Here is a 25,423-nt window from a genome sequence, read left to right as displayed (position 1 = left end):
GCCTACTGGCAGGCGCACGGCGTACCGTTCCGGCCATGCGCGTCCTCGTCACCGGGGCCACCGGGTACATCGGTGGCCGACTGGTCCCCAGACTCCTCGACGCCGGACACGACGTCCGGGTCCTCGTCCGCAACCCGCAGAAGCTGCAGGACGTCCCGTGGAACGACCGGGTGGAGGTGTCCGAGGGGGACCTGCAGGACGCCGACGCCGTCCGGTCGGCGGTGGACGGTATCGAGGCCGTGTACTACCTGGCGCACGCCATGGGCGCCGACGGCGACTTCGAGCAGGCCGAGCGCGACGCCGCCCGGACGATGGCGCGCGTGGCCCACGAGTCAGGGGTGCAGCGGTTCGTCTACCTGGGCGGCCTGCACCCGGACGGCGAGCTCAGCAAGCACCTGCGCAGCCGGAAGGAGGTCGGGGACGTCCTCCTCGGCTCCGGCGTGCCGACGGTCGCGCTGCAGGCCGGCGTCGTCATCGGCAGCGGGAGCACCTCGTTCGAGATGATCCGGCATCTCACCGACGTCCTGCCGTGGATGCCGGCGCCGCGGTGGGTCCGGAACCGGATCCAGCCGATCGCCGTCCGCGACGTCCTGTACTACCTGGTCGAGGCCCTGACCATCCCCGCCGACGTCAACCGCACCTTCGACATCGGCGGGCCGGACGTGCTCCGGTACGGCCAGATGCTCAACGGGTACGCGGTCGAGGCGAAGCTGCCGCAGCGTCCCATCTCCGTCCTGCCCGTGCTGACGCCCCGCCTGGCAGCGCACTGGTTCAACGTCGTCACGCCGATCCCGCGCAAGCTCGCGACCCCGATCATCGAGTCGCTGCAGTTCGAGTGCGTGCAACGTGAGCACGACATCGACGACGTCGTCCCGCAGCCCGAGGGCGGCCTCACGTCCTACCGGCGCGCGGTCCGGCTCGCCCTCGCGAAGATGCGGTCCGGCGAGGTCGAGACGAGCTGGCGCAACGCGACCCTGTCCAGCGGCTCTGCCGACCCGCTGCCGAGCGACCCCGACTGGGCCGGCCACACGGTCTACGTCGACGACCGCAAGCGGCACTCGTCCGCACCGCCCGAGGCCGTGTGGAGCGTCGTCGAGTCGATCGGCGGCGAGAACGGCTGGTACTCGTTCCCCCTGGCCTGGGTCGCCCGTGGGTGGCTCGACAAGATCGCCGGTGGCGTCGGGCTGAACCGCGGCCGCCGCGACCCGAAACGCCTGGAGCAGGGCGACGCGCTCGACTGGTGGCGGGTCGAACGGCTCGTCCGGGGCCGGTACCTCCGGCTCCGCGCCGAGTTCAAGTCGCCCGGTCGTGCATGGCTCGAGATGACCGTCACGCCCGCGGACGACGGCGGCAGCGACTACCACCAGCGCGCGATCTACTTCCCGCAGGGCCTGGCCGGACGGCTGTACTGGTACGGGATCCTGCCGTTCCACGGCGTCATCTTCCCGGGCATGGTCGAGCGGATCACCGCCCGGGCCGAACGGGAGGCGCACCGCACCGATTCGACGCAGCGCAACTCCACGTACCAGGATGACGTCGCGCAGCCCGCGCACGAGGAGACGGCATGACCGACGACGGCACGGTACGAGGACGATGACGGCACGCAGGGGACGACCACCCATCGGTTCGTCGCAGCAGCACGGGTCGGCCCGTCCCCAGCCAGTGGCGCGGGCGGCCGGTGCACGCGACCAACGGGCCTCGTCCGCCTCCGGGCGCGGGGAGGACGGACTGCCGGCGTTCACCCGGCCGGCTCTGGCGCCCTCGTTGCTCGCCGCCGTCGTGCTGCTCGCCTGCGTCGCCTTCATCGACTCGTCCGCGTTCGTGTTCGCCCGTTGGTGCGTCACCGTGCTCGCGCTCATCGTGCTCGTCTTCGCCGTCCGCGGCCGCGTCTGGTGGGCGGCGGTCCTCACCGCCGCCGTGGCGGTCTGCTGGAACCCCGTCGTCACGCTGCCGCTGCCAGGTGAGCTGTGGGCGGGCCTCCAACTCGTGGCCGCTGCGCTCTTCATCGTCGTCGGCATCGCCGTGAAGGTCCCGCGCCCGCCGGAGTGAGCCTCCCGGTCGCCCCTCCGTCGGCGCGACCGGCGTCCGCGGGCCGACCGGCCGCGCGGACGGTAGGATCGGCGGTGCCGTGCACGGAGCACGGCAGTGCGACCTGGAAGGCGTGGATGAGCGACGAGACCGAGCCGGTGACCGAGAGTCCTCTGCTGACCCCTCGACCGTCCTCCGGCGGTCTCGACCGACCCGACGTCGTGCTCCGCAAGGGGCGGCTGACGCTCATCAACGGGCACCTGACACCGCAGCAGTCGATGATCGAGGACCTCCTGTTCCTCGACGACGCGCTCACGGCCGGCGACGTCGACCACCTGCTCATCCGCGGGAACGACCAGCGCCCGGTGATCGCCGTCGACGAGCGGGACCGCCAGCGCGCCGAGAGCGCCGTCATGGCCGCCGGCGCGGGGGAGCCCTTCTACGCCAAGCCGCCGGGCAAGCCCGCCGTGCTCGTCCTCGACGACGGCTTCGGCTCGGTGGACGAACCGGTGCTCCGCGTGTTCCGTCCCCGGCTCGAGCCCATGGGCCGGCTCCGCTACGGAGCGGAGACGAGCGTGCAGCTCGAGTTCTGGCGGGTCACCGAGACCGAGGTCCTCGCGCCGGTCGAGAACGCCCTGATGCGCCGCAGCCTGCCGATCGAGGAGTTCGTCCTCGTCGACATCGACCGGTACGGCCGGTCCTGGAGCACGGTCGAGCACATGTTCGACGACCACGTGTCGGACATCCGGTTCCCGATCGACATCGTCTTCTCGTGGGTGGACGGCAACGCCATCGAGTACCAGCGTGCCCGCCAGGCCGCACAGGCGGACGCCGTGCTGGGAGAGGGCGACGACGCCCCGGCCCGGTTCCGACAGATCAACGAGCTGAAGTACGCGCTCCGGTCGGTGCACATCTTCGCGCCGTGGATCCGCACCATCTACATCGCGACGGACTCACCGGCGCCCTCGTGGCTCGCCGACCACCCGAAGGTCCGCATCGTCCGCAGCGAGGAGTTCTTCGCCGACCCGTCTGTCCTGCCGACGCACAACTCGCAGGCCGTCGAGTCACAGCTGCACCACATCCCGGGGCTCAGCGAGCACTTCATCTACTCGAACGACGACATGTTCTTCGGTCGGCTCATCGACCCGTCGGTGTTCTTCAGTCCGGGCTCGGTCACGAAGTTCATCCTCGCCGACACCCGGATCGGCCTCGGCGTGAACAACGCCGCGCGGAGCGGGTTCGAGAACTCGGCCCGTGTGAACCGGCGGCTCCTGCAGCAGCGCTTCGGCGCCGTGACGACGCGACACCTCGAGCACGCGGCCACCCCGCTGCGGAAGAGCATCATGACCGAGATGGAGCACGAGTTCGCCGACGAGTTCGCCGCGACCGCGGGTTCGCGGTTCCGTGCGGCGGACAACATCTCCGTCACGAACTCGCTGTACCACTACTACGCACTCCTCACCGGGCGCGCGATCATCCAGGAGAACGCCTCCGTCAGCTACATCGACACGACGATGCAGGCCGGGCTCCGGACGCTGGACGAACTGCTCAAGAAGCGCAACGTCGACTTCTTCTGCCTGAACGACGGCAGCTTCCCGGAGGTCAGCGACGAGGAACGCACCACCCGGGTGACCGACTTCCTCGAGCGCTACTTCCCGTTCCCGGCACCCTGGGAGCGTCCCGAGGCGTGACGGCCCGAGGCATGACGACCCGAGGCATGACGCCCGAGGCATGACGACCCGAGGCATGACGCCCGAGGCGTGCCGCCCCGAGCTTGATCCCCGCCGAACGGCGGACGGGAGGCCCGGTGCCGCTCGGCACCGCGCCTCCCGTCCTTCCATGGGTCAGCGCCGGATGGGCGAGACCGGGATCGTGTCGAGGGTGAAGACCGGCATCGACGCGGTGACAGGGGCCGGTTCGACCGCCGGGGGGATCACGACGCCGGCTGCGGCGAGACGCGCTTCCGTCTCGACGGAGGAAACCGGCTCACCGACCGTGGCGTACGTCCCGATGGGGACCACGGAGTGGACGACCTGGTTGCCGTACACGTGCATGAGGTTGAACGACTGCGCGCCGTCACGCCCGCGGGTACCACGCTGGAACTCGTTGAGGTCCTGCGTGTAGCACGTGGCGCTGGCCACCGAGACGGGGATCCCGGCGAACACGGCGCTGGTCGAGTAGTGCAGGTGCCCGGCGATGATCGAGATGACGTCGCTCCCCTCGACCACCTCGGCGAGGGCCGCCTGGTCGCGGAGCTCGACGAGGACGGTCAGGTCCTGCACGCTCGGGACGGGCGGGTGGTGCATCGCGAGGATCGTGCCGTGCGGCGCGGGCTCGGACAGGACCTCGGCCAGCCAGTCCAGCTGCTCGGGGGAGACCTCGCCGTGGTGGTGGCCCGGCACGCTCGTGTCGAGCGTGATGACGCGGAGTCCGTTGACGTCGTAGACGAAGTCGACGGGACGGTCGGTCGGCTGGAGCCCGAAGAGCTCTTGGCGGAACGCACCGCGCTCGTCGTGGTTGCCCATCGCCCAGATCACCTGGGCACCGATGCGTTCTGCAGCGGGCTCGATGATCGCGCGGACACGGGTGTACGCGCCGGGTTCGCCCTTGTCGGCGACGTCGCCGGTGACGACGATCGCTTCGGGTCGGGCACCTGACGCCTCGATCTCGGCGATGATCTGACCGAGACGTTCCGCCGAGTCGACCGCCCCGTACAGGGGACCGTCGCCGGCGAGGAGGTGGGTGTCGCTGAGGTGGAGCAGGAAGTGGTTCGGCCTGGGGTGTTCGGCCGTCCGGGCGTCCATCGGGTCTCTTCTTCCGTTGGCAGCGAGTGCGTGGTGCAACACGATGCCACACCGACTTCGACGATTCCAACACCGCGGTGTGAACGCCCCGTGAACTGGGGCGGCGTGTCCGATGTCCGCGGGATGACGCGATCGCTTGAGGCGAAACGCAACGCCCCCGACCACGGAGTGGACGAGGGCGTTGCGTTTCTTGCCGAGGAATACCTACTTCGTGCCGGCTCCGACCTGCGGGGCCTGGTGGGTCCCTTCGAGGTCAGGACCGTGGTGCGCGGCGTGCGCAGCCTCGAGCTCCGACTTCGACACCGGCTCGATGCGGTCCTCGAAGAAGAAGCGGGACACGCGCGCCCGGGCCTTCTGCATGGAGCTGATGCGACCACGAGCGTCGGGACGGATCATCAGCGGCTTGTAGTCGTTGAACTCCAGCAGGCGCCACCGCTCGTACTCGTCGAGCTGCTCGTGTACCTCGATGAACTCACCGTGCGGCAGGCGCACGATGCGGCCCGACTCGTACCCGTGCAGGACGATCTCGCGGTCCTTCTTCTGCAGGGCGAGGCACACCCGCTTCGTGATCCAGAACGCCACGAACGGACCGAGGACCGTCGCCGCCTGGAGCACGTGGATCACGTGGTTGATCGAGACCATGAAGTGCGTCGCGATGAGGTCGGAGGACGCCGCCGTGAACAGCGCACCGTACAGCGTGATGCCGGCGACACCGAGGGCAGTGCGGGTCGGGGCGTTGCGCGGACGGTCGGCGATGTGGTGCTCGCGCTTGTCGCCGGTGACCCACGCCTCGATGAACGGGTAGACGAAGATCGCGACGATCAGGCCACCCAGGACCGCGATCGGGACGAGGATGTTGAACGACACCGTGTACCCGAACCAGACGACCTCCCAGTGCGGCGGCACCAGACGGAGCGCGCCGTCCGCGAAGCCGATGTACCAGTCGGGCTGGGTTCCGGCGGACACAGGGGAGGGGTCGTACGGGCCGTAGTTCCAGATCGGGTTGATCGTGAACAGCGACGCGATGGCGGCGAGGATGCCGGCGACGATGAAGAAGAACCCGCCACCCTTCGCGGCGAACGCCGGGAGGATCGGAACGCCGACGACGTTCTCGTTCGTCTTGCCCGGACCCGCGTACTGCGTGTGCTTGTTGACGACGACGAGCACGAGGTGCACGCCGAGCACCGCGACCAGGATCGCCGGCAGCAGCAGGATGTGGAGCGTGTACAGGCGGCCGACGATGTCGGTGCCCGGGAACTCACCACCGAACAACAGGTAGGCGATCCAGACGCCGATCACCGGGATGCCCTCGATCATGCCGACGATGATGCGGAGACCGTTGCCGGAGAGCAGGTCGTCGGGGAGCGAGTAGCCGGTGAAGCCCTCGGCCATGGCGAGGATCCAGAGCACGAAGCCGAAGACCCAGTTGAGCTCACGCGGCTTGCGGAACGCGCCGGTGAAGAAGACGCGCGCCATGTGCAGCATGACCGAGGCCACGAACAGCAGTGCGGCCCAGTGGTGGATCTGTCGGACGAACAGCCCGCCGCGGATCTGGAACGAGATGTCCAGCGTCGACTGCAGGGCAACCGACATCTCGACGCCCTTCATCGGGACGTACGGACCGTTGTAGACGACCTCGGTCATCGACGCCTGGTAGAAGAACGTCAGGAAGGTCCCCGAGAGCAGGACGACGACGAAGCTGTAGAGCGCGACCTCGCCGAGCATGAAGCTCCAGTGGTCGGGGAAGATCTTGCGCCCGACCTCCTTCACCAGTCCGGAGAGGCTCGTGCGCTCGTCGATGTAGTTCGCGGTGTAGTTGATCAGCCGCGACCCACGGTCAGGAGTCGGCTTGTTCGACGACTCGGTGTTGGGGGTGGTTGTCGTTGTGCTGCTCATGAGCGGGCACGCTCCCAGAAGGACGGGCCGACCGGCTCGTGGAAGTCGCTCTGTGCGACCAGGTAGCCGTCGTCATCGACCGAGATCGGAAGTTGGGGGAGGGGGCGGGCCGCCGGTCCGAAGATGACCTCGCAGTTGTTCGAGACATCGAAGGTGGACTGGTGGCACGGGCACAGCAGGTGGTGCGTCTGCTGCTCGTAGAGCGCGACCGGGCAGCCGACGTGGGTGCAGATCTTGGAGTACGCGACGATGCCGTCGTAGCCCCAGTTCTCCTGGCCCTTGCCGGGGTTGAGGTCCTTCGGGTCCAGGCGCATCAGGAGGACGGCGGCCTTCGCCTTCTCCTCGAGCATGTGCTCGGAGTCGAGCATGCCCTCGGGGATGACGTGGAACACCGATCCGATGGTGACGTCGGACGCCTTGATCGGCAGACCCGTCGGGTCCTTGGTCAGGCGCAGGCCCGACTTCCAGAAGGTGTGACGGAGCAGCTCGTTCGGGTCTTCCTTCGGCGCGAGGTCGCGCACCAGGACGATGCCGGGGAGGGGGAACGCGACGAGGGCACCGATGAGGGAGTTGCGGATCAGCTTGCGACGGCTGAAGCCGGATTCCTTGTCGGCGAGCTGGAAGGCCTCGACCGCCTTGGCACGGGTCTCGTCCGAGCCGCGCGTGGTGTGGCGCATCTCGGTGAGCTCGCGGTCGGAGACCAGGGTCTTCGACCAGTACACGGCGCCGATGCCCAGCGCGAGCAGCGCGAGCGTGATCGAGAGCCCGAGGAAGAGGTTCGCCGAGCGGACGGACCCGAAGTCGTCCGCGTCGATCGGGAAGGCGATGTACGCCGCGATCGACAGGACGCTGCCGATGATCGACAGGTAGAAGAACGTGGCGACCTGACGCTCGGCCAGGCGCTGCTTCTTCGGGTCGACGTCGGTGCGCCGAGCGCGGTGCGGCGGCTCACCCGGGTTCTCGAACCGCTCCGCCGGCAGGACAGCGGTCCCGGCCGGCTGCGTCGCGCCGTGCTTCTCGACAGCCGAGGACGAGTTCAGCGCCTCGTCATCGTGCTCTGCCATGGTGTTCCCTTCAGTGTCGTGCGACACGGACGATCAGTTCTGCTTCGCGGTCAGCCAGACGGTCATCGCGACGACCGCGCCGAGCCCGAAGATCCAGATGAACAGACCCTCGGCGACCGGGCCGATGTCACCCAGGCCGAAGCCACCGGGCGACCGGTTGTCCTGCACGTACTTGAGGTACGTGATGATGTCGGCCTTCTGGTCCGGCGTGAGGTTCAGGTCGTTGAAGACCGGCATGTTCTGCGGCCCGGTCAGCATGGCCTCGTAGATGTGCTTGCCCGAGACGTCGCGCAGGTTCGGCGCGTACTTGCCCTCGGTCAGGGCGCCACCGGCGCCGGCGACGTTGTGGCACATGGCGCAGTTGATGCGGAACAGCTCCGCGCCTTCTGCGGCGTCGCCCTCGGAGCCGTTCGTGAGCTCCTTGCCGGGGACCGACGGGCCGGGGCCGAGCGAGGCGACGTAGGCGGCCATCGCGTCGACCTGCTGGTCGGTGAACTGCTCCGGCTTCTCTTCGCCCTGCGGGCCCTGCGCGGCGAGGGGCATGCGGCCCGTACCGACCTGGAAGTCCACCGACGCGGCGCCGACACCGATGAGGGACGGGCCCTCGCTCGTGCCCTGCGCCGACAGCCCGTGGCAGGTGGCGCAGTTCGACGCGAAGAGCTTCTCGCCCTCGTTCACCTGGGACTGGCTCGACTCGGCGACGGTGCTCGACGTGCTGTCCTCGGCGTTGGCCGAGGTGCTGAAGAGCGCGTACGCGCCGCCCGTCGTCATGAGCGCGACGGCGAGGAGGGACACGGTCGCCAGGGGGGAGCGACGGCCCTTCTTGTTCTGCTTCGTTGTGTTGAACATGCTGTGGGGCTGCCTGATTCTCACTTGAGGAGGTAGATGACGGCGAAGAGACCGATCCACACGACGTCGACGAAGTGCCAGTAGTAGGACACGACGATCGCGGTGGTGGCTTCCTTGTGCCCGAAGTTCTTCGCGGCGAACCCACGGCCGAGCGTGAGGAGGAAGGCGATGAGGCCACCGGTCACGTGCAGGCCGTGGAAGCCGGTGGTCATGTAGAACGCGGAGCCGTAGGCGCTCGAGGAGAGCGTCATGCCCTCGTGCCAGAGGTTGGCGTACTCGAAGATCTGCCCACAGACGAAGATCGCACCCATGCAGTAGGTGACGAAGAACCACTCCGTCATGCCCCAGTCCTTGGGGTTCCAGCTGGTGCGGTGCACCTGGAACCGCTCGGCGGCGAAGACGGCGAACTGGCAGGCGAAGCTCGACAGCACCAGGATGATGGTGTTCACCGACGCGAACGGCACCTCGAGCTTGGCGGTCTCGGTCGCCCAGAGCTCGGGAGAGGTGCTGCGCAGCGTGAAGTAGATCGCGAACAGGCCGGCGAAGAACATGACCTCGCTGCCCAGCCACACGATCGTCCCCACGGCAACGGGGTTCGGCCTGTTCAGGACCGGACCGCTGACGGATCTGGAGAGAGGGGTGCTTGTCACGTCCTCCATTATGGCGGAATCCACCGACAGTGTTTTCGCAGGCAACTGGCGGGTCTTCGAGAATCAGTACGATCGAGCCATGTCTGACGCTCTCTCCTGGCCTGCGGTGATCAGCGCGCTCATGGCGCGCGAGGACCTCTCGATCAGGCAGTCCACATGGGCCATGGAGCAGATCGTCCAGGGTCGGGCCACCGACGCCCAGATCGCCGCGTTCGCCGTGGCGCTCCGCGCGAAGGGCGAGACGGTCGACGAGGTCGTCGGGTTCCGCGACGCGATCCTCGACGCCGCGGTCCCGCTCGACGTCGACCCGATGGCCCTCGACATCGTCGGGACCGGCGGCGACGTCGTCGGCACGGTGAACGTCTCGACCATGGCCGCCGTCGTCATCGCGGCCGCGGGCGTCCCCGTGGTCAAGCACGGGAACCGCGCGAGCTCGTCGAAGTCCGGCTCGAGCGACGTGCTCGCCGCACTGGGCCTCGACCTGACCATGGACGCCGCGCGTGTCGCCGAGACCTTCCAGCGTGTCGGTCTGACCTTCGCCTTCGCGAGCGCGTTCCACCCCGGGTTCGCCAACGCAGCCGCGGTCCGGCGGGAGATCGGGGTCCCGACGGTGTTCAACTTCCTCGGGCCCCTGGTCAACCCGGCGCGCTGCGAAGCGAACGCGGTGGGCGTGGCACAACTCGACCTCGTGCCGATCATCACGGGCGTGTTCCAGACGCGTGGGGCGACGGCGCTCGTGTTCCGCGGTGACGACGGGCTCGACGAGCTCACCACGACCGGGCACAGCCACATCTGGCAGGTGTCCGGCGGTCGCGTCACGGAGCACGACCTCGACCCGCGCGACCTCGGCATCGCCCGTGCCCGCACCGAGGACCTGCTCGGCGGCGAGCCGGCGGAGAACGCGGCCATCGTCCGCCGGGTGTTCGCGGGGGAGTCCGGGCCCGTCCGGGACATCGTCCTGCTGAACGCGGCGGCGGGTCTGGTCGCCTTCCGGCTGGCGCAGGACCCGGACGAGGTCGACCGTCCGATCCTGCAGCGGTTCCGCGAGCAGCTCGTGGTCGCAGCGGACTCGATCGACTCCGGCGCCGCGACGCGCAAACTGGACGAGTGGGTGGGCGTGGCGCCCGCCGCCGTCTGACCCGTACCGCCCGCGGTCACCCTCGACGGACGCTGGGACCCGGTCCCGACGCAGCACGGACGCGACGACGGGAGGCCCGCACCGGTCCGTGGAACCGGTACGGGCCTCCCGTCCGTGTCAGGCGATCCGCGTCAGCGGACGTCCTCGTCGACCCAGTCGAAGGTCTTCGTGACGGCCTTCTTCCAGAGGCGGAGGGTGCGCTCGCGCTCGGCGGCGTCGAGCTGCGGCTCCCAGCGCTTGTCCTCCTGCCAGTTGGCACGGAGCTCGTCGAGGTTCGCCCAGAACCCGACCGCGAGACCGGCGGCGTAGGCGGCACCGAGGGCCGTCGTCTCGGCGACCACGGGCCGGACGACCGGCACGTCCAGGATGTCGGCCTGGAACTGCATGAGGGCGTCGTTCGCGGTCATGCCACCGTCGACCTTGAGCTCGGTGAGCGCGACACCCGAGTCGGCGTTGACGGCGTCGAGGACCTCGCGAGTCTGCAGCGCCGTCGCCTCGAGGGCGGCACGCGCGATGTGGCCCTTGTTGACGAAGCGGGTCAGGCCGACGAGGGCGCCGCGGGCGTCCGGGCGCCAGTACGGCGCGAACAGCCCGGAGAAGGCCGGGACGAAGTACACGCCACCGTTGTCCTCGACGGTCGTGGCGAGCGTCTCGACCTCCGGCGCGCTGCCGATGATGCCCAGGTTGTCGCGGAGCCACTGGATGAGCGAGCCCGTGACGGCGATCGATCCCTCGAGCGCGTAGTGCGTCTCCTGGTCGCCGAGCTTGTAGCCGACGGTGGTGAGCAGCCCGTTCTCGGAGCGGACGATGTCGGTGCCGGTGTTGAAGATGAGGAAATTACCGGTGCCGTAGGTGTTCTTCGACTCGCCCTGGTCGAACGCGGCCTGCCCGAAGGTGGCGGCCTGCTGGTCGCCGAGGATGCCGGCGATCGGGACCTCGCGGAGCAGGCTCGAGGACTCGACGTGGCCGTACACCTCGGAGGAGCTGACGATCTCCGGCAGCATCGACTTCGGCACACCGAAGTCGCCGAGGATGTCGTCGCGCCACTGCAGCGTCTCGAGGTCCATGAACAGCGTGCGGGACGCGTTCGTGACGTCGGTCTTGTGGACGCCGCCGTCGGTGCCACCGGTCAGGTTCCAGAGGACCCAGGTGTCGGTCGTGCCGAAGAGCAGGTCGCCGGCCTCGGCCTTCTCGCGTGCACCCTCGACGTTCTCGAGGATCCAGGCGATCTTCGTGCCCGAGAAGTAGGTCGCGAGCGGGAGTCCGACGATCGCCTTGTAGCGGTCGGTGTCGCCGTCGGCGAGCTTGTCGACGATGGCCTGCGTGCGGGTGTCCTGCCAGACGATGGCGTTGTAGACGGCCTTGCCGGTGGTCTTGTCCCAGACGACCGCGGTCTCGCGCTGGTTCGTGATGCCGACCGCCGCGACGTCGTGGCGGGTGATGTCGGCGCGCGACAGGGCCTGACCGATGACCTCACGGGTGTTGTCCCAGATCTCGGCCGGGTCGTGCTCGACCCAGCCCGCACGCGGGAAGATCTGCTCGTGTTCCTTCTGCCCGACGGAGACGATCGAACCGGAGTGGTCGAAGACGATCGCTCGCGTGCTGGTGGTTCCCTGGTCGATGGCGACGATGTAGTCGGCCATTGGTGCTCCTTACGACGGTGTTCGGTGCTGCGGCCGGGCCGGGTCGACCCGGCCGCGAGGGTGGTGCAGGTGGTGGGGAGCGCGTCGGACGCGCTGGTGGTGCGGGGGTTCCCTGCGGTGCTAGGACACCATCGGGAGGAGCGCGCCGGAGACGACGGCGGCGAGGGCGCCACCGACGAGCGGGCCGACGACCGGCACCCAGGCGTAGGACCAGTCGCTCGTGCCCTTGCCCTTGATCGGCAGGATGGCGTGCGCGATGCGCGGGCCGAGGTCACGGGCCGGGTTGATCGCGTAGCCGGTCGGGCCACCGAGCGAGACACCGATCGCGATGACGAGGAAGGCGACGGGGATCGCGCCGAGCTCGGCCGGGGTCTGGCCGTTCGTGAACGCGATGACGACGAAGACGAGGACGAACGTGCCGATGATCTCCGTGACGACGTTCCAGCCGTAGCTGCGGATCGCCGGACCGGTGGAGAAGACGCCGAGCTTGGCGGCGGCGTCGGGCTCGGCGTCGAAGTGCTGCTTGTAGGCGAGCCAGACGATCACGGCACCGATGACCGCACCGATGAGCTGGGCGAGCCAGTAGAGGAACATCTCGCCGACCGTGATGTTGCCGAGGATCGCCTGCGCGAGGCTGACCGCGGGGTTCAGCTGGCCGCCCGACTTGTAGGAGACCGTGACACCGGCGAAGACCGCGAAGCCCCAACCGATCGTGACCATCAGGAAGCCGGCCCCGAAGCCCTTGGACTTGGTGAGCGAGACCGCGGCGACGACACCGCCACCCAGGATGATGAGCATCGCCGTCCCGACGAGCTCAGACATGAAATTGACGCCGATGCCGTCCATCGGTACCTCCGATTAGCTGTGTTCGGGGGCCCGGCCTGAGCACCGGCACTCCCCGTCGAGTGATTGAGCCCGAGCATAGTGCTGGGCGTTTGCCCGATGTGGGGGACAGCGAGGCTGCTGCCGCGAAAGTGAGAGGACGTGCACGCACCCTGGTCACCCGGGTCCGCGCGGAGCAGCGACGGGGCCCCGCACCGTGAACGGATGTGCACCGGAACGGCACGGGTGCGCGGCCGTGCCCCTGGTGCGCGCACCTCCCGGCGGTACAGTGAGCCGACTCCGGACGACGTCGGCGGTGGACGACTGCGGACCGGTCTCTCACCCGTGTCACACCGTGGAGGCGCAGCATGAAGAAGCTCATCAACGACCCGCAGGCCGTGGTCATCGAGACCGTCCGCGGGTTCGCCCTCGCCCATGCCGAGCACGTCGTGCTCGTGGAGGACCCGGTCCACGTGGTCCGCCGCGACGCCCCCGTCCGCGGCAAGGTCGGCATCGTGAGCGGCGGTGGCAGCGGGCACGAACCGCTGCACGCCGGTTTCGTCGGACCCGGCATGCTCGACGCCGCCGTCCCGGGCCCGGTCTTCACGAGCCCCACCCCGGACCCCATCGTCGCCGCCACCAAGGCGGTGGACGGGGGAGCGGGCGTGCTGCACATCGTGAAGAACTACACCGGGGACGTCCTCAACTTCGAGACCGCGGCCGAACTCGCCGCCATGGAGGACATCCGCGTCGAGAGCGTCGTGGTCGACGACGACGTCGCCGTCCAGGACTCGCTGTTCACGGCGGGCCGACGCGGCGTCGCCGGCACCGTGGTCGTCGAGAAGTGCGCGGGCGCGGCGGCCGAGCGCGGTGACGACCTGGACGCCGTCACCGCCGTGGCCCGGCACGTCAACGAGGTCACGCGCTCGATGGGCCTCGCGCTCGCCTCCGGCACCGTCCCGCACGCCGGTGAGCCGTCGTTCACCCTGGCCGACGACGAGGTCGAGCTCGGCATCGGCATCCACGGCGAGCCCGGACGCGAACGGATCGCGATGGCACCCGCGGACGAGCTCGTCGACCGGGTCCTCGAGCCGATCCTCACCGACCTCGCCGCTCCGGCCGGCTCGCGGCTGCTCTTGTTCGTCAACGGGATGGGCGGCACCCCGCAGTCCGAGCTCTACATCGCCTACCGGCGCGCCGCGGAGGTGCTCACGGATCGCGGCCACGAGGTCGCGCGTAGCTTGGTCGGCAACTACGTCACCTCCCTCGAGATGCAGGGGTTCTCGATCACCGTCACGGTGCTCGACGACGACCTGATCGCCCTCTGGGACGCTCCGGTCGAGACCCCGGCACTGCGCTGGGGTCGCTGACACCGGGACCGCACGACACCACCAGCACGACGACACCGCTCACGACGCCGACCTGCTCGGCCGCACGAAGGGACACACCTTGTCGCTCGACACCGCATGGGCCATCGACTGGGTCCGCCGCACCGCCGCCACGATCGACCAGCACCGAGCGGAGCTCGTCACGCTGGACCGCGAGATCGGTGACGGTGACCACGGCGAGAACCTCGACCGTGGGTTCCGCGCGGTCGTCGAGTCGCTCGACACCGCAGCCCCGGAGACACCGGGGGCGGTGTTCAAGCTCGTCGCGACGAAGCTCATCTCGACCGTCGGCGGTGCCGCCGGTCCGCTGTTCGGCACCGCGTACCTCAAGGCGGCCCAGGCAGCCGGGGACGCGGCCGAACTCGACGCGGACACCCTGGTGGCCGTGCTCACGGCGGCCCGCGACGGCGTGGTCTCCCGTGGCAAGGCCGAGGTCGGCGACAAGACGATGGTGGACGCCTGGACGCCCGCCGTCGACGCCGCCGCAGCATCGGCAGCCGCGGGGGAGACGCCCGAGCAGGTCCTGGCCGCCGCCGCCGCCGCCGCGGCCACCGGCGCCGAGTCGACCGACGCCCTCGTCGCGCGGAAGGGCCGCGCGAGCTACCTCGGCGAGCGTGCCGTCGGGCACCGCGACCCCGGCGCCCAGTCGAGCGCCTACGTCCTGCGCGCCGCGGTGGACGCGGCATGAGCGTCGGGATCCTGGTCGTCTCGCACAGTGCCGCCGTCGCGCAGGGCACGGTCGACATCGCCCGGCAGATGGCCGGTGACGTCCGGCTCGTCGCGGCGGGCGGCACCGACGACGGCGGGATCGGCACCTCGTTCGAGGCGATCTCGGCCGGGATCGAGGAACTCGCCGCCGCCGACGCCGTCGTGGTCCTGTGCGACCTCGGCTCCGCCTACCTGACGACCGACACGGCCCTCGACTTCCTCGACGAAGACCTCCGGGCACGCGTGCACGTCTCCGACGCGCCGCTGGTGGAGGGGACCGTGGCCGCGGCCGTCGCAGCGCAGACCGGTGGTGACGTCACGGCCGTGCTCGATGCGGCGTCCACCGCCGGTGGTACCGGGACGGCTGGTCCTGCCGACCGCACCGACGCGGCGGGCGGCGGGGGAGCCTCCCGGCCGGGAGGCGCGGGACAGGCCGCCGACAGCGGCGACGCGGACGGGGCGGTCGCCACCGCCACCGCCACCGCCGAGCTCGTCAACGAGTCCGGCCTGCACGCGCGCCCCGCCGCCGAGTTCGTGAAGGCGGCCGCTCGGCACGAAGCCGTGGTCCGGGTGAACGGCGTCGACGCGAAGAGTCTCCTCGCGATCATGGCGCTCGCGCTGCCGAAGGGGGCCTCGGTCACGGTCGAGGCGTCCGGGGCGGACGCGCAGGACGCGGTAGACGAACTCGTCGCGCTCGTCCGCTCGGGCTTCGGCGAGTAGCCCCGACCGGCCGGTGCGGCGGCAGGACCGGCCGGTCAGCCGCTCGTGACGACCGACTGCAGTCCGGTGACGCGCAGCAGGTCGAGCCGCGACGCGTCCTCGCTGCCGGGCACGACCGTGTAGACGACGATCCGCAGGTCGCTGCCCGGCACCGAGAGCGTGTCGCAGTCGACCTCGATCGGGCCGACCGGCGTCAGCAGGGTCTTCCGGCTCGTCCGGTGCTCGGCGATCCGGGCCTCGCCCCAGCGGCGCTCGAACTCCGGGCTCGTCGCGCGGAGGTCCCGGACGAGTTCGGCGAGGCGCCGGTCGTCCGGGTACCGCCCGAGCGCACCGCGCAGGTCGGCTGCCAGGTCGGACGCGAAGGCCTCGCCGTGCTCGTCGTCGAAGTCGACGCCCTCGTGGCCGTCGGTGAAGAACTGCCAGACGAGGTTCGCCGACCGCCCCTGCCACCGGTCGCCGTCACCGGATGCCGCAGCCCAGAGGTCGTTCCGGTACAGCAGGTCGTGGCTCGCGGTGAAGACGGCGAGCGGCACGTCGGCCAGCCGGTCGACGATCCGCTGCACACCGGGTGTGATGTGCCGGGGAACGACGCCGCGCGACGGGGGAGCTGCCCCGGCGACGCGGAACAGGTGGTCGCGCTCCTGCTCGGTCAGCCGGAGCGCGGTGGCGAGCGCGGAGAGGAGCTGCGGCGACGGGTTCAGTGCCCGCCCCTGCTCGAGCCGCACGACGTAGTCGACGCTGACACCGGCGAGTGCCGCGAGCTCCTCGCGCCGGAGGCCCGCCGCCCGCCGCCCCGGACCGGCGGGCAGACCGACCTCGGCCGGGCTCACCCGGTCGCGCCAGGACCGCAGGACGTCGGAGAACTCGCTCATGCGTCCATCCTCGCGCCGATCGACGGCCCGACCGTGGTACTCGCAGTCCCCCCGTCGGCCAGGCAGCACGTCGAGGGGTGCCTGGGGGAGCGGATCGGCAGCGCGCAGGATGGACCCATGACCACCACACTCATCACCGGGGCGAACCGCAGCCTCGGCCTCGAGACCGCCCGCCGCCTCATCGAAGCCGGCCACACCGTGATCGCCGGCGTCCGCGACCCCGACGACGCCGACGCCGTCCGCTCCCTCGGTGCCTCCGTCGTCCAGCTCGACGTCACCGACCAGGCGAGCGTCGACGCCGCGTTCGCGTCCGTCCCCGCCCTCGACGTCCTCGTCAACAACGCCGGGATCAGCGGCACCTCGTACGGGGTCGACGACCTGACCGCCGAGGCGATGACGGCCGTCCTGGAGGCGAACGTCACCGGCATCGTCCGCGTCACCCAGGCCGCCCTGCCGCTGCTCCGCGCGTCCGAGCACCCCGTCGTCGTCAACGTCGCCTCCGGCGTCGGCTGGCCGCGGTTCCTCAGCACGCCGGGTCACGACGAGTTCCCGGTGCCGATGATCCCGTACGCGGCCTCGAAGGCGGCCGTCATCGCCCTGACCGTGCAGTACGCGAAGAACCTGCCGACCTTCCGGGTCAACGTCAGCGACCCGGGCTACACGGCGACCGACTTCAACGGTCACTCCGGGCACCAGACGGTCTCCGAGGGCACCGACGCGACCGTCGCGCTGGCGCTCGTCGGCCCGGACGGCCCGACGGGGGAGTTCCACAACCGGCACGGGCGCATCGACTACTGACGTCGACGCTGGGCTGGACGGACGGGAGGCGCGTGGCGGGCTCGCCGCGCGCCTCCCGTCCGTTGTCGGTCCAGCGGGACGTGTCGGACCGGACGGCGGCCTCAGCCGCCCCAGTGAATCGGCCGCTGGAAGCCGTCGTCGAGCCGTGTGTCGGCGTCACCTCGTGCCGCGTCCACCTGCATCTGGGTGAGGACGACCGCCCCGCGGAGGTCCGCACCGGACAGGTCGGCGTCCCGGAGGTCGGCACCGATGCACTCGCACGAGCGGAGATCTGCGCCGGTGAGGTCGGCCCCGATGAGCAGCGCGCCGCGGAGGCTCGCGCCCCGCAGGTCCGCCCGCCGCAGGTCGGCGCCCACCAGGTCGGCGCCCACCAGGTCGGCGCCGGGGCCGACCCGGAGGCGGCCGACGCGACGCTCGTCGGCTCCGGTGTCGCGGCCATCCCCGCCGCGGACCCGAGCCCGCGCGCTCCGACTCGCCGCGAGCAACAGCGGTCGTGCGGCGTCGTACTCCGCGTCGACGTCGATGCCGAGGATCGTGTCCGGGTCGGCGTCACTGAGCGCACAGACGCGCTCGAAGTCCCGTGTCAGCCGTTCGGCGTCCGTGTCGGCAGGGGTGATCGTGATGGCCTCGTCGAGGTACCGGAGCAGTTCGTGCAGCCGCCGCACGACCGGGAACGCCGCGAACATCGCCTGGCGGGTGGCGTCGTCGTCCCGCCAGGACCGACCCGCGAAGGTGTGCCGCGAGACCTTCTGCCCGGCGCCGGAGCAGTCGAAGACCGTGCAGCCGCGGAACCCCTCGGCCCGGAGGCGCGGATGGATCGTGCAGGCGTCGGCGCCGTCGAGGTTCGTGCACGGGTCGCCGGCGGGTTTGTCGACGGGGAAGTCGACCGACCGGGTGAAGGCCAGCGCGACGCAGCAGAGGCCGAAGCAGTTCGCGCAGTCGGCACCGAGGTCCTCGCGGCGGCCGAGGGTCACCCGGGTGCGTGTCGTCATCAGGGTCGAGGCTCCACAGCGATGTGAGCGGCGCCGTCCGCGGTGGTCAGCGCCGCGTCCGGAGCGCGTTCGTCGCCCAGAGCGCGACGGCGATCAGCACGGGCTGGAAGAGGAGTCGGACGAACCGCTTCGTGTCGGTGTCCAGCCCGAAGCCGTCCCGGTGGTGCAGCCACTGCGCGATGTTGCCGGGGAAGACCGCGGTGAAGAAGACCGCGGCCACCCAGCCGACGGTCGCCTGCCGGCGGACGAGCAGCATGAGCGCGGCGCCGAGAGAGATCTCCGCGACGCCGGACGCCAGGACGGTGACGTCCGGGTCGAGCGGCACGAACTCCGGGACCTGCGCCCGGAACTCCTGGCGGGCGACGGTGAGGTGACTGATGCCCGCCCACGTCATGGCCGCACCGAGCAGGATGCGGACGACCGTGCGAGGCGCGGTGGAGTGGACGAGACGGCGGCGGTCGATCTCTCGGTCAGTCATGTTGTGCACAACCTAACACGGAGCTCCGAACGGCAGGGGAGCCGAGGGAGGCGAATCCGTCACGCCTGCGCCTCGGTCAGTCTGAGCTGACATAATATGCATTATCGGCGCGCGATCACCGGCAACGCGAGTGCGGCACAATCACCTCATGAACACCGGAACGCCCGACCAGAAGCCCGCCGTCCTGTTCGTCTGCGTGCACAACGCCGGGCGGTCGCAGATGGCCGCGGGGTTCCTGCGTGCGATCGCCGGTGACCGCATCGACGTCTTCTCCGCCGGGTCCGAGCCGGCGGACCAGGTGAACCAGGTCGCCGTCGCCGCCATGCACGAGGTCGGCATCGACATCGTCGGTCAGACGCCGGCGATCCTGACGACCGACGCGGTCCGGAACGCCGACGTCGTCATCACCATGGGCTGCGGAGGCGCGTGTCCGGTGTTCCCCGGCAAACGCTACGAGGACTGGGAGCTCAGCGACCCGGCCGGCCTGCCGATCGAGGACGTCCGACCGATCCGCGACGACGTCCGCGGACGCGTCGAACGCCTGGTGGCGACGCTCGTCTGAGCGCCGCTGCCAGGCGTCCGCGGGTGCTGCCCTAGTTCGACGAGTCGTCGGACGAGGTCGGCACGTCCGAGCTGTCGATCTCGAGGGCTGCGTTCTCCTCGCCCTGCTCTTCGACGGTGTGGTCCGTGTCGGGCTGCTGGGGCTCGTCGGCCTGCGTGGTCTCTTCTGCCGGGTCCGGCTGGCTGTACGTCATGTCGGTGACGCTACGCCGCGGTCGCTCGATGGTCGCAGGGACCGCTCGTTCCCGGACAGACGGGAGGCCCGTGGCGAGTTCCGCCACGGGCCTCCCGTCGTTCGATCGCAGTGGTCAGAAGCCCAGCGCGGTGTTCATGTTCGCGGCCGCGTTGAAGAACGCGATCGACGAGAAGATGCCGATGACGAGCGACAGGACGGAGATGATGACACCGGCGATCGCCAGGCCGCGGCCGCGCTCCCCCGTGCGCTTGATCTGCGACAGGGCGATGAGGCTGACGACGAGGCCCGCGATGTTGATGACGAAGGCGAGCACGAAGCCGACGATCGCGAGCGTGCTGAACTTCTGGCTGCTCTGCGCCGTGCTCTGGTACGGGTTGGTGGTGTTGGTCATGATGACTCCGGTGCGAGGATGACGTCAGGTCGCTGACGATTGGTCGACTCTGAACGTACTGACACGGCGGTCCGGTGTCCGGAAAGCGGCGCAGGCACCCACGAACTGGGGACACACCGATCGCGCGAGCGGCGGCACCGAGCGCTGCGTCAGCGCACGGACCGGCGCACCAGTTCCGGGAGCTCCGCTGGCTCGAACGGCTCGTCCGTCGCCTCGAGTTCGTCCGCCGTCCACCACCGGGCCGCCAGGATGTCGACACGTTCGTCGTCCGTCCACTCGGCGTCGGACAACGTGAAGCCCGCCGTACGGACGACGTAGAACTCCGCGTGCCCGCGGTCGTGGTCGGCCTGGTCCCACGTGACCGCGAAGTCCCAGGACCACACCGGCTCCCCCGGGTCGGTGATGACGATGCCGGTCTCCTCGCGGAGCTCCCGGACCGCCGCGTCCCGGTGTGACTCCCCCGGGTCGACGCCGCCGCCCGGGGTGATCCACCGGTGCGCGCCGTCGGAGGACGGCGCCTTCGTGTCCATGAGGAACACGCGTCCGTCAGGGTCGAGCAGGAGGATCCGGGAGGTCCGGCGCAGGCCGTGTGCAGCAGTCACGGCACCGACGCTAGCCGCCGGGTGCGACGCACGCGCCGCGCGACGGCGAGGGCCGACGGCTCAGCTCGTGAAGGAGCTGACGTCCCCGACGAGCTTCGTGTGGTCGGCGGGGATCGGCTCCACCGCGGCGAGGGCGATCTCGGCGGCGAACTCGGACACGCTGTAGAGCTTGCCGACCGCCTCGCGGCGACCCTCGATGGCGCCGGGGTTGATGCGGTTGAGCAGGGTCGCCGTGATGGTGCCCTCGATCATGTCGCCGGAGACGGTGACGAACTCGATGCCCGCGGCCTCGAGCTGCGGCAGGAGCTCACGCAGGGCGAGTTCGCCGGCGCGCTTGCTCTTCGCGACCGGGAGGTACTCGGGCAGCGTCTCGGCGGTCTCGACGAAGTGGGCCTGGTGGCTCGTGACGAAGACGACGCGGGACCCGGCGGGCATGTGCGGCACGGCGGTCTGCAGCATGTCGACCTGCGCGTCGCGGTTGAGTCGCAGCGCGTAGTCGTCGCCCATGCCGGACTCCATGCCGCCGGAGGCGTTGAGCACGAGCAGGTCGATGCCGCCCCACTCCTGCACGACCGCGTCGACCATCGCCTGCACGGAGTCGTGGTCGGTGAGGTCGGCCCCGAGGGCGAGCGCCGCTCCCCCGGCCGCGACGATCTTCTCTGCGATCTGCTCGGCACGACGCGCTTTGTTGCGGTAGTTCACGACGACCTTGGCGCCGGCCTCTGCCAGGTACCCGACCGTGTCCGCTCCGATGCCGCGGGAGGACCCGGTGACGAGGGCGCGCGTGCCGTCGAGGGATCCGGGGGCGAGGGGGCTGCTCACAGTGGTGTCTCCTGTCGTGGGGCGGCGCCGGTCCTGGTCGTCCCGGGCGGCATCGAGCCTACCAAGGCGCGGCGCGGCCAGCCCGGTACCCGCGCCGCCGTAGGGGCCACCAGTCGCCTCGCCGGAGGGCGCTGGTACGTTGGTCGGACAAAACCGGACGTCGCGACGCAGCGACCGCCGCGCGCGATGTACGGGGAGGGAGATCGCGTGGACGTCACGGAATGGACGCAGGTGATCGTGTGGATCGCACTGGTGCTCGTCCTGGGGGTGGTCGAGGTGTTCACCCTCGACTTCGTCTTCATCATGCTCGCTGCCGGGGCAGCCGGCGGCCTGGTCGCCGCACTGCTCGACGCCGAGTGGTGGCTGTCGACGCTCATCGCCGCGGTGCTCGCGCTGCTGCTGCTCGCCGTCGTGCGTCCTCGGGTGCTCCGAGCGCTGAACCGCGGTGCCGACCCGCACCGGACCGGTATCGACGGCCTGGTCGGGATGAGCGGCACGGTCGCGCTCGCGTTCACGTCCTCCGGTCCCGGTCAGGTCCGCCTGGCCAACGGTGAGACCTGGAGCGCGCGCTTCGCTCCCGGCACCACCGACCGCACACCACCACTCGGCACCCGCGTGGTCGTCGAGTCCATCGAGGGCTCCACAGCCGTCGTCCGCACCGAACAGAAGGCTGGCCAATGACCCTGTCCACCGGGACGGTCGTCCTGATCGTCCTCATCGCCGTCGTCGTGGTCTTCGTGATCGTCGTCCTCGCCAAGGCCATCCGGATCGTCCCCCAGGCCACCGCCGGCATCGTCGAACGGCTCGGCAAGTACCACAAGACCCTCAGCCCGGGGTTGAACCTGCTCGTGCCGTTCATCGACCGTCTCCGGCCGCTGCTCGACATGCGCGAGCAGGTCGTCTCGTTCCCGCCCCAGCCGGTGATCACCGAGGACAACCTCGTCGTCTCGATCGACACCGTCGTGTACTTCCAGGTCACCGACGCCCGCGCCGCCACGTACGAGATCGCGAACTACCTCGGCGCCGTCGAGCAGCTCACCACGACCACGCTCCGCAACGTCGTCGGTGGGCTCAACCTCGAAGAGGCCCTGACCAGCCGCGACAACATCAACGGGCAGCTCCGCGTCGTGCTCGACGAGGCGACCGGCAAGTGGGGCATCCGCGTCGGCCGTGTCGAGCTGAAGGCCATCGAGCCGCCCGTGTCCATCCAGGACGCGATGGAGCAGCAGCTGCGTGCCGAGCGGAGCCGTCGTGCCGCGATCCTGCAGGCCGAGGGCACGAAGCAGTCCCAGATCCTCGAGGCCGAGGGCCAGCGGCAGGCGGCGATCCTCGCGGCGGAGGGTGACGCGAAGGCCCAGGTCCTCCGCGCCGAGGGTGAGGCGCAGGCGATCGCGACGGTGTTCGACGCCATCCACACCGGAGACCCGGACGAGAAGCTGCTGTCCTACCAGTACCTCCAGATGCTGCCGAAGATCGCCGAGGGCACGTCGAACAAGCTCTGGATGATCCCGAGCGAGTTCACCGAGGCGCTCTCCGGCATCGCGAAGGGCTTCAGCGCCACGCGGACCGGCGGTGCGCCCGCAGCCGGCCCGGTGGGCAGCGGCGACTTCCTCGAGAAGATCTCCAAGCTCGCGGGCGAGAGCCTCGTGACCACCACCGCCGCGACGACCGGGAGCGGCACCGCGGCCCGGAGCGCGGACGCCACCGCGGCGGACATCGTGCCGGAGTCCGCGCTGGCGGACCGCCTCGCCGAGTCGGACCGGAGCGTCGACGAGAAGCTCGCGGCCGCCGCCGACGCGACCCGCGCCCAGTTCCGGACGGACGAGCAAGCCGGCTCGACCGACGGGCAGGCGCAGGGCGAGGACCGCTCCCCCGCGGTCTGACCGACACACGACGACGGCCCGCTCCCATCAGGGAGCGGGCCGTCGTCGTGTGTGCCGCGCGACGCCTACGCGCCGCGGCGGGCACGGAGCACCTGCAGGCGTTCCTGCAGCAGCTCCTCGAGTTCTTCCCTGGAGCGCCGTTCGAGCAGCATGTCCCAGTGGGTCCTCGGCGCCTTGACGTCCTCTGCGGCGACCTCGACGGGGGTGCCGTCGTCGCCGAGCAGTCGTCCTTCCATCCCGGTGCGCGGGTCCGACCAGACGGCCGGGACCTCTGCCTCGGCGGAGAAGACGATGTCGAAGGTCTCTCCCGAGACCGCCTGGTAGACGGCACGCTTCCGCTCGGAGAGCTCGACACCGTCCTCGCTCTGGAGGCTCTGGCTCCCGAGCCGCATGCCTCGGAGACTCCGATCAGCCATGTCCGACTCCTCTCGCTCGTTCCTCCGGTCCAACCCACACCACCCGCCTTTCGTTCCGGAGGGGTGGCATTCACAGTCGGTTCCCAGTGCACGGCGCGGCCCCGGATGGCAGGTCAGCGGCGGCGGTGTCCCCACGGAGCGCAGGCGAGCAGGACGAGCAGACCGCCGAGCGACAGCGCGAGCGTGATGTTCCCCGACGCGACGGTCGCCGGCGTGGTCGACGTGCCGAGCGGGACGTCCGTCACCATCGAACTCGCGGTGTACGCCGGGACCCGGTCGATGGTCCGACCGCTCGGGTCGATGACCTGAGATGCGCCGACGGTGGAGATGTTCACGAGCGACCGTCCGGTCTCGACGGCCCGCATCCGGGCGATCTCGAGCTGCTGGAGGTTCTCGTCGGTCCCGTCGAAGTCGGCGTTGTTCGTCTGCGCCAGGATCACCTGCGCTCCCCCGTCCGCCAGGTCCGCCGTCAGGCCGTCATCCACCACGTCGAAGCAGATCATCACGCCGGCGCGGATGCCGGCGACCGGCAGCACGTTCGGCTTCGTCCCCGGGGTGTAGTCGCGCTGCAGGAGCCCGATCAGCGACGGGGCGAGCTTCGAGTAGAACCACCGGTCCGGGACGTACTCCCCGAACGGGACCGGCCGCTTCTTGTCGTACGAGGCCCCCCAGCCGTCGTCGTCCCACACGAACGAGGTGTTGTGCAGGACCCCGGACGCGGTCTGCGTCACACCGCCGGCGACCAGCGGGGCCCCGACGCTCCGCACGACGGCGTCGAGCGCGGACGCGATGACCGGTTCGCGACGGGGGTCGTACTCCGCCGCCGCCTCCGGCCACACGACGAGGTCGACGCCGCGGGCCTCGACGTCGGTCGCCGCGACCTGCGACCGGAGGACGTCGCCGGGTTCGGCGCCGTCGAAGTAGCCGGCGGGCCCGTTGCCCTGGACGGCCTCGACCCGCACCGTGCCGTCGACCGCCGTCGGCCACGCGGGCACCGCCAGGACCACCGAGACGAGCAGGCCGGCGGTCGCGACGCGGACTGACAGGCGGAGCCCGCCGACGAGTCCGAGCGAGACCACGACGGCGACGCAGTAGACGACGATGAAGCTCAGTCCGAGGACGCCGACGTACGCGGCGAGGTGCGTGAACGGGCCCTGGGACTGGGACAGGCCGACCCGACCCCACGCGAACCCGCCGTAGGGCCAGCTGCCGGAGAACCACTCGCGCCCGGTCCAGAGCGCTGCGACCACGGCCGGGAGGCCCCACATGCGTCCGGCGGTGGAGGTCACGACGCGCCCCACCCACCGGTACGCGAGGGCGATCGCCACCGTGCCGAGGGCGAAGAGCGCCGCCTCGAGCAGCGCGAGCGCGAACCAGGGCACCGGTCCGAGGTACCGTCCGGCCCACGAGATCACCGGCACCCAGAACGCGACGCCGGCGACGAACCCGAGCCACGAGGCGCGGCGGGCCCGCTGCCCCATCGCGGCGAGCAGGAGGCACGCGACCGCCGGGTACGCGAGGAACCACCAGCCCGGGGACGGGAACGACAGGGCGAACAGGAGTCCGCCGACGACCGACAGCGGCAGCGCCTGCGCGAGGGGCAGGGCCGCGGTGAGCGCGTCGCCCGCCGTCCCGGGCCGCCACCGTTCGACGGACGCACGCACCGGACGCACGGGTGTGGCGAGGACCGTCACCGGGCCTC

The 25,423-nt window shown here is 70.5% G+C and carries 27 protein-coding genes; 11 read left to right on the top strand and 16 right to left on the bottom strand.

What is annotated here, in order from left to right:
- Nucleotides 1-35 precede the first annotated feature (35 nt).
- From DEJ16_RS09245 to DEJ16_RS09235, 3 genes are all read left to right on the top strand, one after another.
- A complete protein-coding gene (locus DEJ16_RS09245) occupies nucleotides 36-1,568 on the top strand; it encodes an SDR family oxidoreductase (protein ID WP_110824945.1) in 1,533 nt (510 codons plus the stop codon).
- Between the two features lie 25 nt (nucleotides 1,569-1,593).
- Nucleotides 1,594-2,049 carry a DUF6804 family protein gene (locus tag DEJ16_RS09240; RefSeq protein WP_181419538.1) on the top strand — a complete coding sequence of 152 codons (456 nt, stop codon included), beginning with the start codon at nucleotides 1,594-1,596 and terminating at the stop codon, nucleotides 2,047-2,049.
- Nucleotides 2,050-2,165: 116 nt separating this feature from the next.
- Nucleotides 2,166-3,719, top strand: coding sequence for a stealth conserved region 3 domain-containing protein (locus DEJ16_RS09235; RefSeq protein ID WP_110825203.1), 1,554 nt, complete (start codon nucleotides 2,166-2,168; stop codon nucleotides 3,717-3,719).
- Between the two features lie 153 nt (nucleotides 3,720-3,872).
- On the opposite strand, the gene DEJ16_RS09230 is transcribed toward DEJ16_RS09235, so the two are convergent.
- The 5 genes from DEJ16_RS09230 to DEJ16_RS09210 form a co-directional block, all read right to left on the bottom strand.
- Nucleotides 3,873-4,832, bottom strand: a complete 960-nt coding sequence (locus DEJ16_RS09230) for a phosphodiesterase (RefSeq protein WP_110824946.1) — start codon at nucleotides 4,830-4,832, stop codon at nucleotides 3,873-3,875.
- A gap of 204 nt (nucleotides 4,833-5,036) precedes the next feature.
- Nucleotides 5,037-6,728 (bottom strand): cytochrome bc complex cytochrome b subunit, encoded by a 1,692-nt coding sequence (locus DEJ16_RS09225; protein ID WP_110824947.1) that lies wholly within the window; start codon nucleotides 6,726-6,728, stop codon nucleotides 5,037-5,039.
- The gene (locus DEJ16_RS09220; protein WP_110824948.1) at nucleotides 6,725-7,792 is read right to left on the bottom strand and encodes a ubiquinol-cytochrome c reductase iron-sulfur subunit; all 1,068 of its coding nucleotides are present in this window, start codon (nucleotides 7,790-7,792) and stop codon (nucleotides 6,725-6,727) included. The genes DEJ16_RS09225 and DEJ16_RS09220 overlap by 4 nt, the downstream gene beginning before the upstream one ends.
- 33 nt (nucleotides 7,793-7,825) lie before the next feature.
- A complete protein-coding gene (locus DEJ16_RS09215) occupies nucleotides 7,826-8,641 on the bottom strand; it encodes a cytochrome c (protein WP_110824949.1) in 816 nt (271 codons plus the stop codon).
- Between the two features lie 20 nt (nucleotides 8,642-8,661).
- Nucleotides 8,662-9,300 (bottom strand): heme-copper oxidase subunit III, encoded by a 639-nt coding sequence (locus DEJ16_RS09210; protein ID WP_110824950.1) that lies wholly within the window; start codon nucleotides 9,298-9,300, stop codon nucleotides 8,662-8,664.
- 70 nt (nucleotides 9,301-9,370) lie between these two features.
- On the opposite strand from DEJ16_RS09210, the gene trpD reads away from it, so the two are divergent.
- Nucleotides 9,371-10,429 (top strand): anthranilate phosphoribosyltransferase, encoded by a 1,059-nt coding sequence (gene trpD, locus DEJ16_RS09205; protein ID WP_110824951.1) that lies wholly within the window; start codon nucleotides 9,371-9,373, stop codon nucleotides 10,427-10,429.
- A gap of 131 nt (nucleotides 10,430-10,560) precedes the next feature.
- On the opposite strand, the gene glpK is transcribed toward trpD, so the two are convergent.
- A complete protein-coding gene (glpK, locus tag DEJ16_RS09200) occupies nucleotides 10,561-12,072 on the bottom strand; it encodes a glycerol kinase GlpK (RefSeq protein ID WP_110824952.1) in 1,512 nt (503 codons plus the stop codon).
- Nucleotides 12,073-12,192: 120 nt separating this feature from the next.
- A complete protein-coding gene (locus tag DEJ16_RS09195) occupies nucleotides 12,193-12,918 on the bottom strand; it encodes an MIP/aquaporin family protein (RefSeq protein ID WP_110824953.1) in 726 nt (241 codons plus the stop codon).
- A 344-nt stretch (nucleotides 12,919-13,262) separates the two neighbouring features.
- Here DEJ16_RS09195 and dhaK point away from each other — a divergent pair, with 344 nt between their 5' ends.
- The 3 genes from dhaK (at nucleotide 13,263) to dhaM (ending at nucleotide 15,710) form a co-directional block, all read left to right on the top strand.
- Nucleotides 13,263-14,264 carry a dihydroxyacetone kinase subunit DhaK gene (dhaK, locus tag DEJ16_RS09190; protein WP_110824954.1) on the top strand — a complete coding sequence of 334 codons (1,002 nt, stop codon included), beginning with the start codon at nucleotides 13,263-13,265 and terminating at the stop codon, nucleotides 14,262-14,264.
- A gap of 79 nt (nucleotides 14,265-14,343) precedes the next feature.
- Entirely contained in the window at nucleotides 14,344-14,970 is a 627-nt protein-coding gene (gene dhaL / locus DEJ16_RS09185; protein WP_110824955.1) for a dihydroxyacetone kinase subunit DhaL, read from the top strand.
- The gene (gene dhaM, locus DEJ16_RS09180; RefSeq protein ID WP_110824956.1) at nucleotides 14,967-15,710 is read left to right on the top strand and encodes a dihydroxyacetone kinase phosphoryl donor subunit DhaM; all 744 of its coding nucleotides are present in this window, start codon (nucleotides 14,967-14,969) and stop codon (nucleotides 15,708-15,710) included. The genes dhaL and dhaM overlap by 4 nt, the downstream gene beginning before the upstream one ends.
- Nucleotides 15,711-15,745: 35 nt before the next feature.
- On the opposite strand, the gene DEJ16_RS09175 is transcribed toward dhaM, so the two are convergent.
- Entirely contained in the window at nucleotides 15,746-16,582 is an 837-nt protein-coding gene (locus DEJ16_RS09175; protein ID WP_110824957.1) for a helix-turn-helix transcriptional regulator, read from the bottom strand.
- A 117-nt stretch (nucleotides 16,583-16,699) separates the two neighbouring features.
- Here DEJ16_RS09175 and DEJ16_RS09170 point away from each other — a divergent pair, with 117 nt between their 5' ends.
- A complete protein-coding gene (locus DEJ16_RS09170) occupies nucleotides 16,700-17,380 on the top strand; it encodes an SDR family NAD(P)-dependent oxidoreductase (protein ID WP_110824958.1) in 681 nt (226 codons plus the stop codon).
- A gap of 101 nt (nucleotides 17,381-17,481) precedes the next feature.
- On the opposite strand, the gene DEJ16_RS09165 is transcribed toward DEJ16_RS09170, so the two are convergent.
- Both DEJ16_RS09165 and DEJ16_RS09160 read right to left on the bottom strand, forming a co-directional pair.
- Nucleotides 17,482-18,372 (bottom strand): pentapeptide repeat-containing protein, encoded by an 891-nt coding sequence (locus tag DEJ16_RS09165; protein ID WP_110824959.1) that lies wholly within the window; start codon nucleotides 18,370-18,372, stop codon nucleotides 17,482-17,484.
- Nucleotides 18,373-18,418: 46 nt separating this feature from the next.
- Nucleotides 18,419-18,850, bottom strand: coding sequence for a MauE/DoxX family redox-associated membrane protein (locus tag DEJ16_RS09160; protein ID WP_110824960.1), 432 nt, complete (start codon nucleotides 18,848-18,850; stop codon nucleotides 18,419-18,421).
- Nucleotides 18,851-18,998: 148 nt separating this feature from the next.
- On the opposite strand from DEJ16_RS09160, the gene DEJ16_RS09155 reads away from it, so the two are divergent.
- Entirely contained in the window at nucleotides 18,999-19,412 is a 414-nt protein-coding gene (locus DEJ16_RS09155) for an arsenate reductase ArsC (RefSeq protein ID WP_110824961.1), read from the top strand.
- Between the two features lie 31 nt (nucleotides 19,413-19,443).
- Here DEJ16_RS09155 and DEJ16_RS15765 read toward each other — a convergent pair whose 3' ends face one another.
- The 4 genes from DEJ16_RS15765 to DEJ16_RS09135 all read right to left on the bottom strand — a co-directional run bounded on the left by DEJ16_RS15765 (nucleotide 19,444) and on the right by DEJ16_RS09135 (nucleotide 21,422).
- Nucleotides 19,444-19,605, bottom strand: a complete 162-nt coding sequence (locus DEJ16_RS15765) for a hypothetical protein (protein WP_181419537.1) — start codon at nucleotides 19,603-19,605, stop codon at nucleotides 19,444-19,446.
- Nucleotides 19,606-19,719: 114 nt separating this feature from the next.
- Nucleotides 19,720-19,998, bottom strand: a complete 279-nt coding sequence (locus DEJ16_RS09145; protein WP_110824963.1) for a DUF4190 domain-containing protein — start codon at nucleotides 19,996-19,998, stop codon at nucleotides 19,720-19,722.
- A 149-nt stretch (nucleotides 19,999-20,147) separates the two neighbouring features.
- Complete coding sequence (locus DEJ16_RS09140) at nucleotides 20,148-20,600, bottom strand: NUDIX hydrolase (protein ID WP_110824964.1); 453 nt, start codon at nucleotides 20,598-20,600, stop codon at nucleotides 20,148-20,150.
- A gap of 60 nt (nucleotides 20,601-20,660) precedes the next feature.
- A complete protein-coding gene (locus DEJ16_RS09135; RefSeq protein ID WP_110824965.1) occupies nucleotides 20,661-21,422 on the bottom strand; it encodes an SDR family oxidoreductase in 762 nt (253 codons plus the stop codon).
- 207 nt (nucleotides 21,423-21,629) lie between these two features.
- Between DEJ16_RS09135 and DEJ16_RS09130 the strand changes: the two genes are divergently transcribed.
- A complete protein-coding gene (locus DEJ16_RS09130; RefSeq protein ID WP_181419536.1) occupies nucleotides 21,630-22,103 on the top strand; it encodes an NfeD family protein in 474 nt (157 codons plus the stop codon).
- A complete protein-coding gene (locus tag DEJ16_RS09125; RefSeq protein WP_110824967.1) occupies nucleotides 22,100-23,305 on the top strand; it encodes an SPFH domain-containing protein in 1,206 nt (401 codons plus the stop codon). Before DEJ16_RS09130 ends, DEJ16_RS09125 begins: the two co-directional genes overlap by 4 nt.
- Before the next feature lie 65 nt (nucleotides 23,306-23,370).
- Here the strand turns inward: DEJ16_RS09125 and DEJ16_RS09120 are convergent, their stop codons facing one another.
- Both DEJ16_RS09120 and lnt read right to left on the bottom strand, forming a co-directional pair.
- Nucleotides 23,371-23,721, bottom strand: coding sequence for an RNA polymerase-binding protein RbpA (locus DEJ16_RS09120; protein ID WP_110824968.1), 351 nt, complete (start codon nucleotides 23,719-23,721; stop codon nucleotides 23,371-23,373).
- 113 nt (nucleotides 23,722-23,834) lie between these two features.
- The gene (gene lnt, locus DEJ16_RS09115; RefSeq protein ID WP_258365888.1) at nucleotides 23,835-25,415 is read right to left on the bottom strand and encodes an apolipoprotein N-acyltransferase; all 1,581 of its coding nucleotides are present in this window, start codon (nucleotides 25,413-25,415) and stop codon (nucleotides 23,835-23,837) included.
- Nucleotides 25,416-25,423: the final 8 nt, after the last annotated feature.

This window comes from Curtobacterium sp. MCJR17_055 (assembly GCF_003224335.1).
GTDB lineage: Bacteria > Actinomycetota > Actinomycetes > Actinomycetales > Microbacteriaceae > Curtobacterium.
Note: the sequence above shows the minus strand (reverse complement) of the source record. Positions and strands in the feature narration are given on the sequence as shown.

What these genes read in the sequence shown, in the direction of transcription:
- dhaK (WP_110824954.1), top strand. Translation starts at nt 13,263, where the DNA reads ATGAAGAAGCTCATCAACGACCCGCAGGCCGTGGTCATCGAGACCGTC.
- DEJ16_RS09225 (WP_110824947.1), bottom strand. Translation starts at nt 6,728, where the DNA reads ATGAGCAGCACAACGACAACCACCCCCAACACCGAGTCGTCGAACAAG.
- DEJ16_RS09235 (WP_110825203.1), top strand. Translation starts at nt 2,166, where the DNA reads ATGAGCGACGAGACCGAGCCGGTGACCGAGAGTCCTCTGCTGACCCCT.
- DEJ16_RS09155 (WP_110824961.1), top strand. Translation starts at nt 18,999, where the DNA reads ATGAACACCGGAACGCCCGACCAGAAGCCCGCCGTCCTGTTCGTCTGC.
- trpD (WP_110824951.1), top strand. Translation starts at nt 9,371, where the DNA reads ATGTCTGACGCTCTCTCCTGGCCTGCGGTGATCAGCGCGCTCATGGCG.
- DEJ16_RS09145 (WP_110824963.1), bottom strand. Translation starts at nt 19,998, where the DNA reads ATGACCAACACCACCAACCCGTACCAGAGCACGGCGCAGAGCAGCCAG.
- DEJ16_RS09120 (WP_110824968.1), bottom strand. Translation starts at nt 23,721, where the DNA reads ATGGCTGATCGGAGTCTCCGAGGCATGCGGCTCGGGAGCCAGAGCCTC.
- DEJ16_RS09195 (WP_110824953.1), bottom strand. Translation starts at nt 12,918, where the DNA reads ATGGACGGCATCGGCGTCAATTTCATGTCTGAGCTCGTCGGGACGGCG.
- DEJ16_RS09160 (WP_110824960.1), bottom strand. Translation starts at nt 18,850, where the DNA reads ATGACTGACCGAGAGATCGACCGCCGCCGTCTCGTCCACTCCACCGCG.
- DEJ16_RS09125 (WP_110824967.1), top strand. Translation starts at nt 22,100, where the DNA reads ATGACCCTGTCCACCGGGACGGTCGTCCTGATCGTCCTCATCGCCGTC.
- DEJ16_RS09175 (WP_110824957.1), bottom strand. Translation starts at nt 16,582, where the DNA reads ATGAGCGAGTTCTCCGACGTCCTGCGGTCCTGGCGCGACCGGGTGAGC.
- dhaM (WP_110824956.1), top strand. Translation starts at nt 14,967, where the DNA reads ATGAGCGTCGGGATCCTGGTCGTCTCGCACAGTGCCGCCGTCGCGCAG.
- glpK (WP_110824952.1), bottom strand. Translation starts at nt 12,072, where the DNA reads ATGGCCGACTACATCGTCGCCATCGACCAGGGAACCACCAGCACGCGA.
- DEJ16_RS09230 (WP_110824946.1), bottom strand. Translation starts at nt 4,832, where the DNA reads ATGGACGCCCGGACGGCCGAACACCCCAGGCCGAACCACTTCCTGCTC.
- DEJ16_RS15765 (WP_181419537.1), bottom strand. Translation starts at nt 19,605, where the DNA reads ATGACGTACAGCCAGCCGGACCCGGCAGAAGAGACCACGCAGGCCGAC.
- DEJ16_RS09220 (WP_110824948.1), bottom strand. Translation starts at nt 7,792, where the DNA reads ATGGCAGAGCACGATGACGAGGCGCTGAACTCGTCCTCGGCTGTCGAG.
- DEJ16_RS09170 (WP_110824958.1), top strand. Translation starts at nt 16,700, where the DNA reads ATGACCACCACACTCATCACCGGGGCGAACCGCAGCCTCGGCCTCGAG.
- DEJ16_RS09215 (WP_110824949.1), bottom strand. Translation starts at nt 8,641, where the DNA reads ATGTTCAACACAACGAAGCAGAACAAGAAGGGCCGTCGCTCCCCCCTG.
- DEJ16_RS09240 (WP_181419538.1), top strand. Translation starts at nt 1,594, where the DNA reads ATGACGGCACGCAGGGGACGACCACCCATCGGTTCGTCGCAGCAGCAC.
- DEJ16_RS09210 (WP_110824950.1), bottom strand. Translation starts at nt 9,300, where the DNA reads ATGGAGGACGTGACAAGCACCCCTCTCTCCAGATCCGTCAGCGGTCCG.
- DEJ16_RS09165 (WP_110824959.1), bottom strand. Translation starts at nt 18,372, where the DNA reads ATGACGACACGCACCCGGGTGACCCTCGGCCGCCGCGAGGACCTCGGT.
- DEJ16_RS09245 (WP_110824945.1), top strand. Translation starts at nt 36, where the DNA reads ATGCGCGTCCTCGTCACCGGGGCCACCGGGTACATCGGTGGCCGACTG.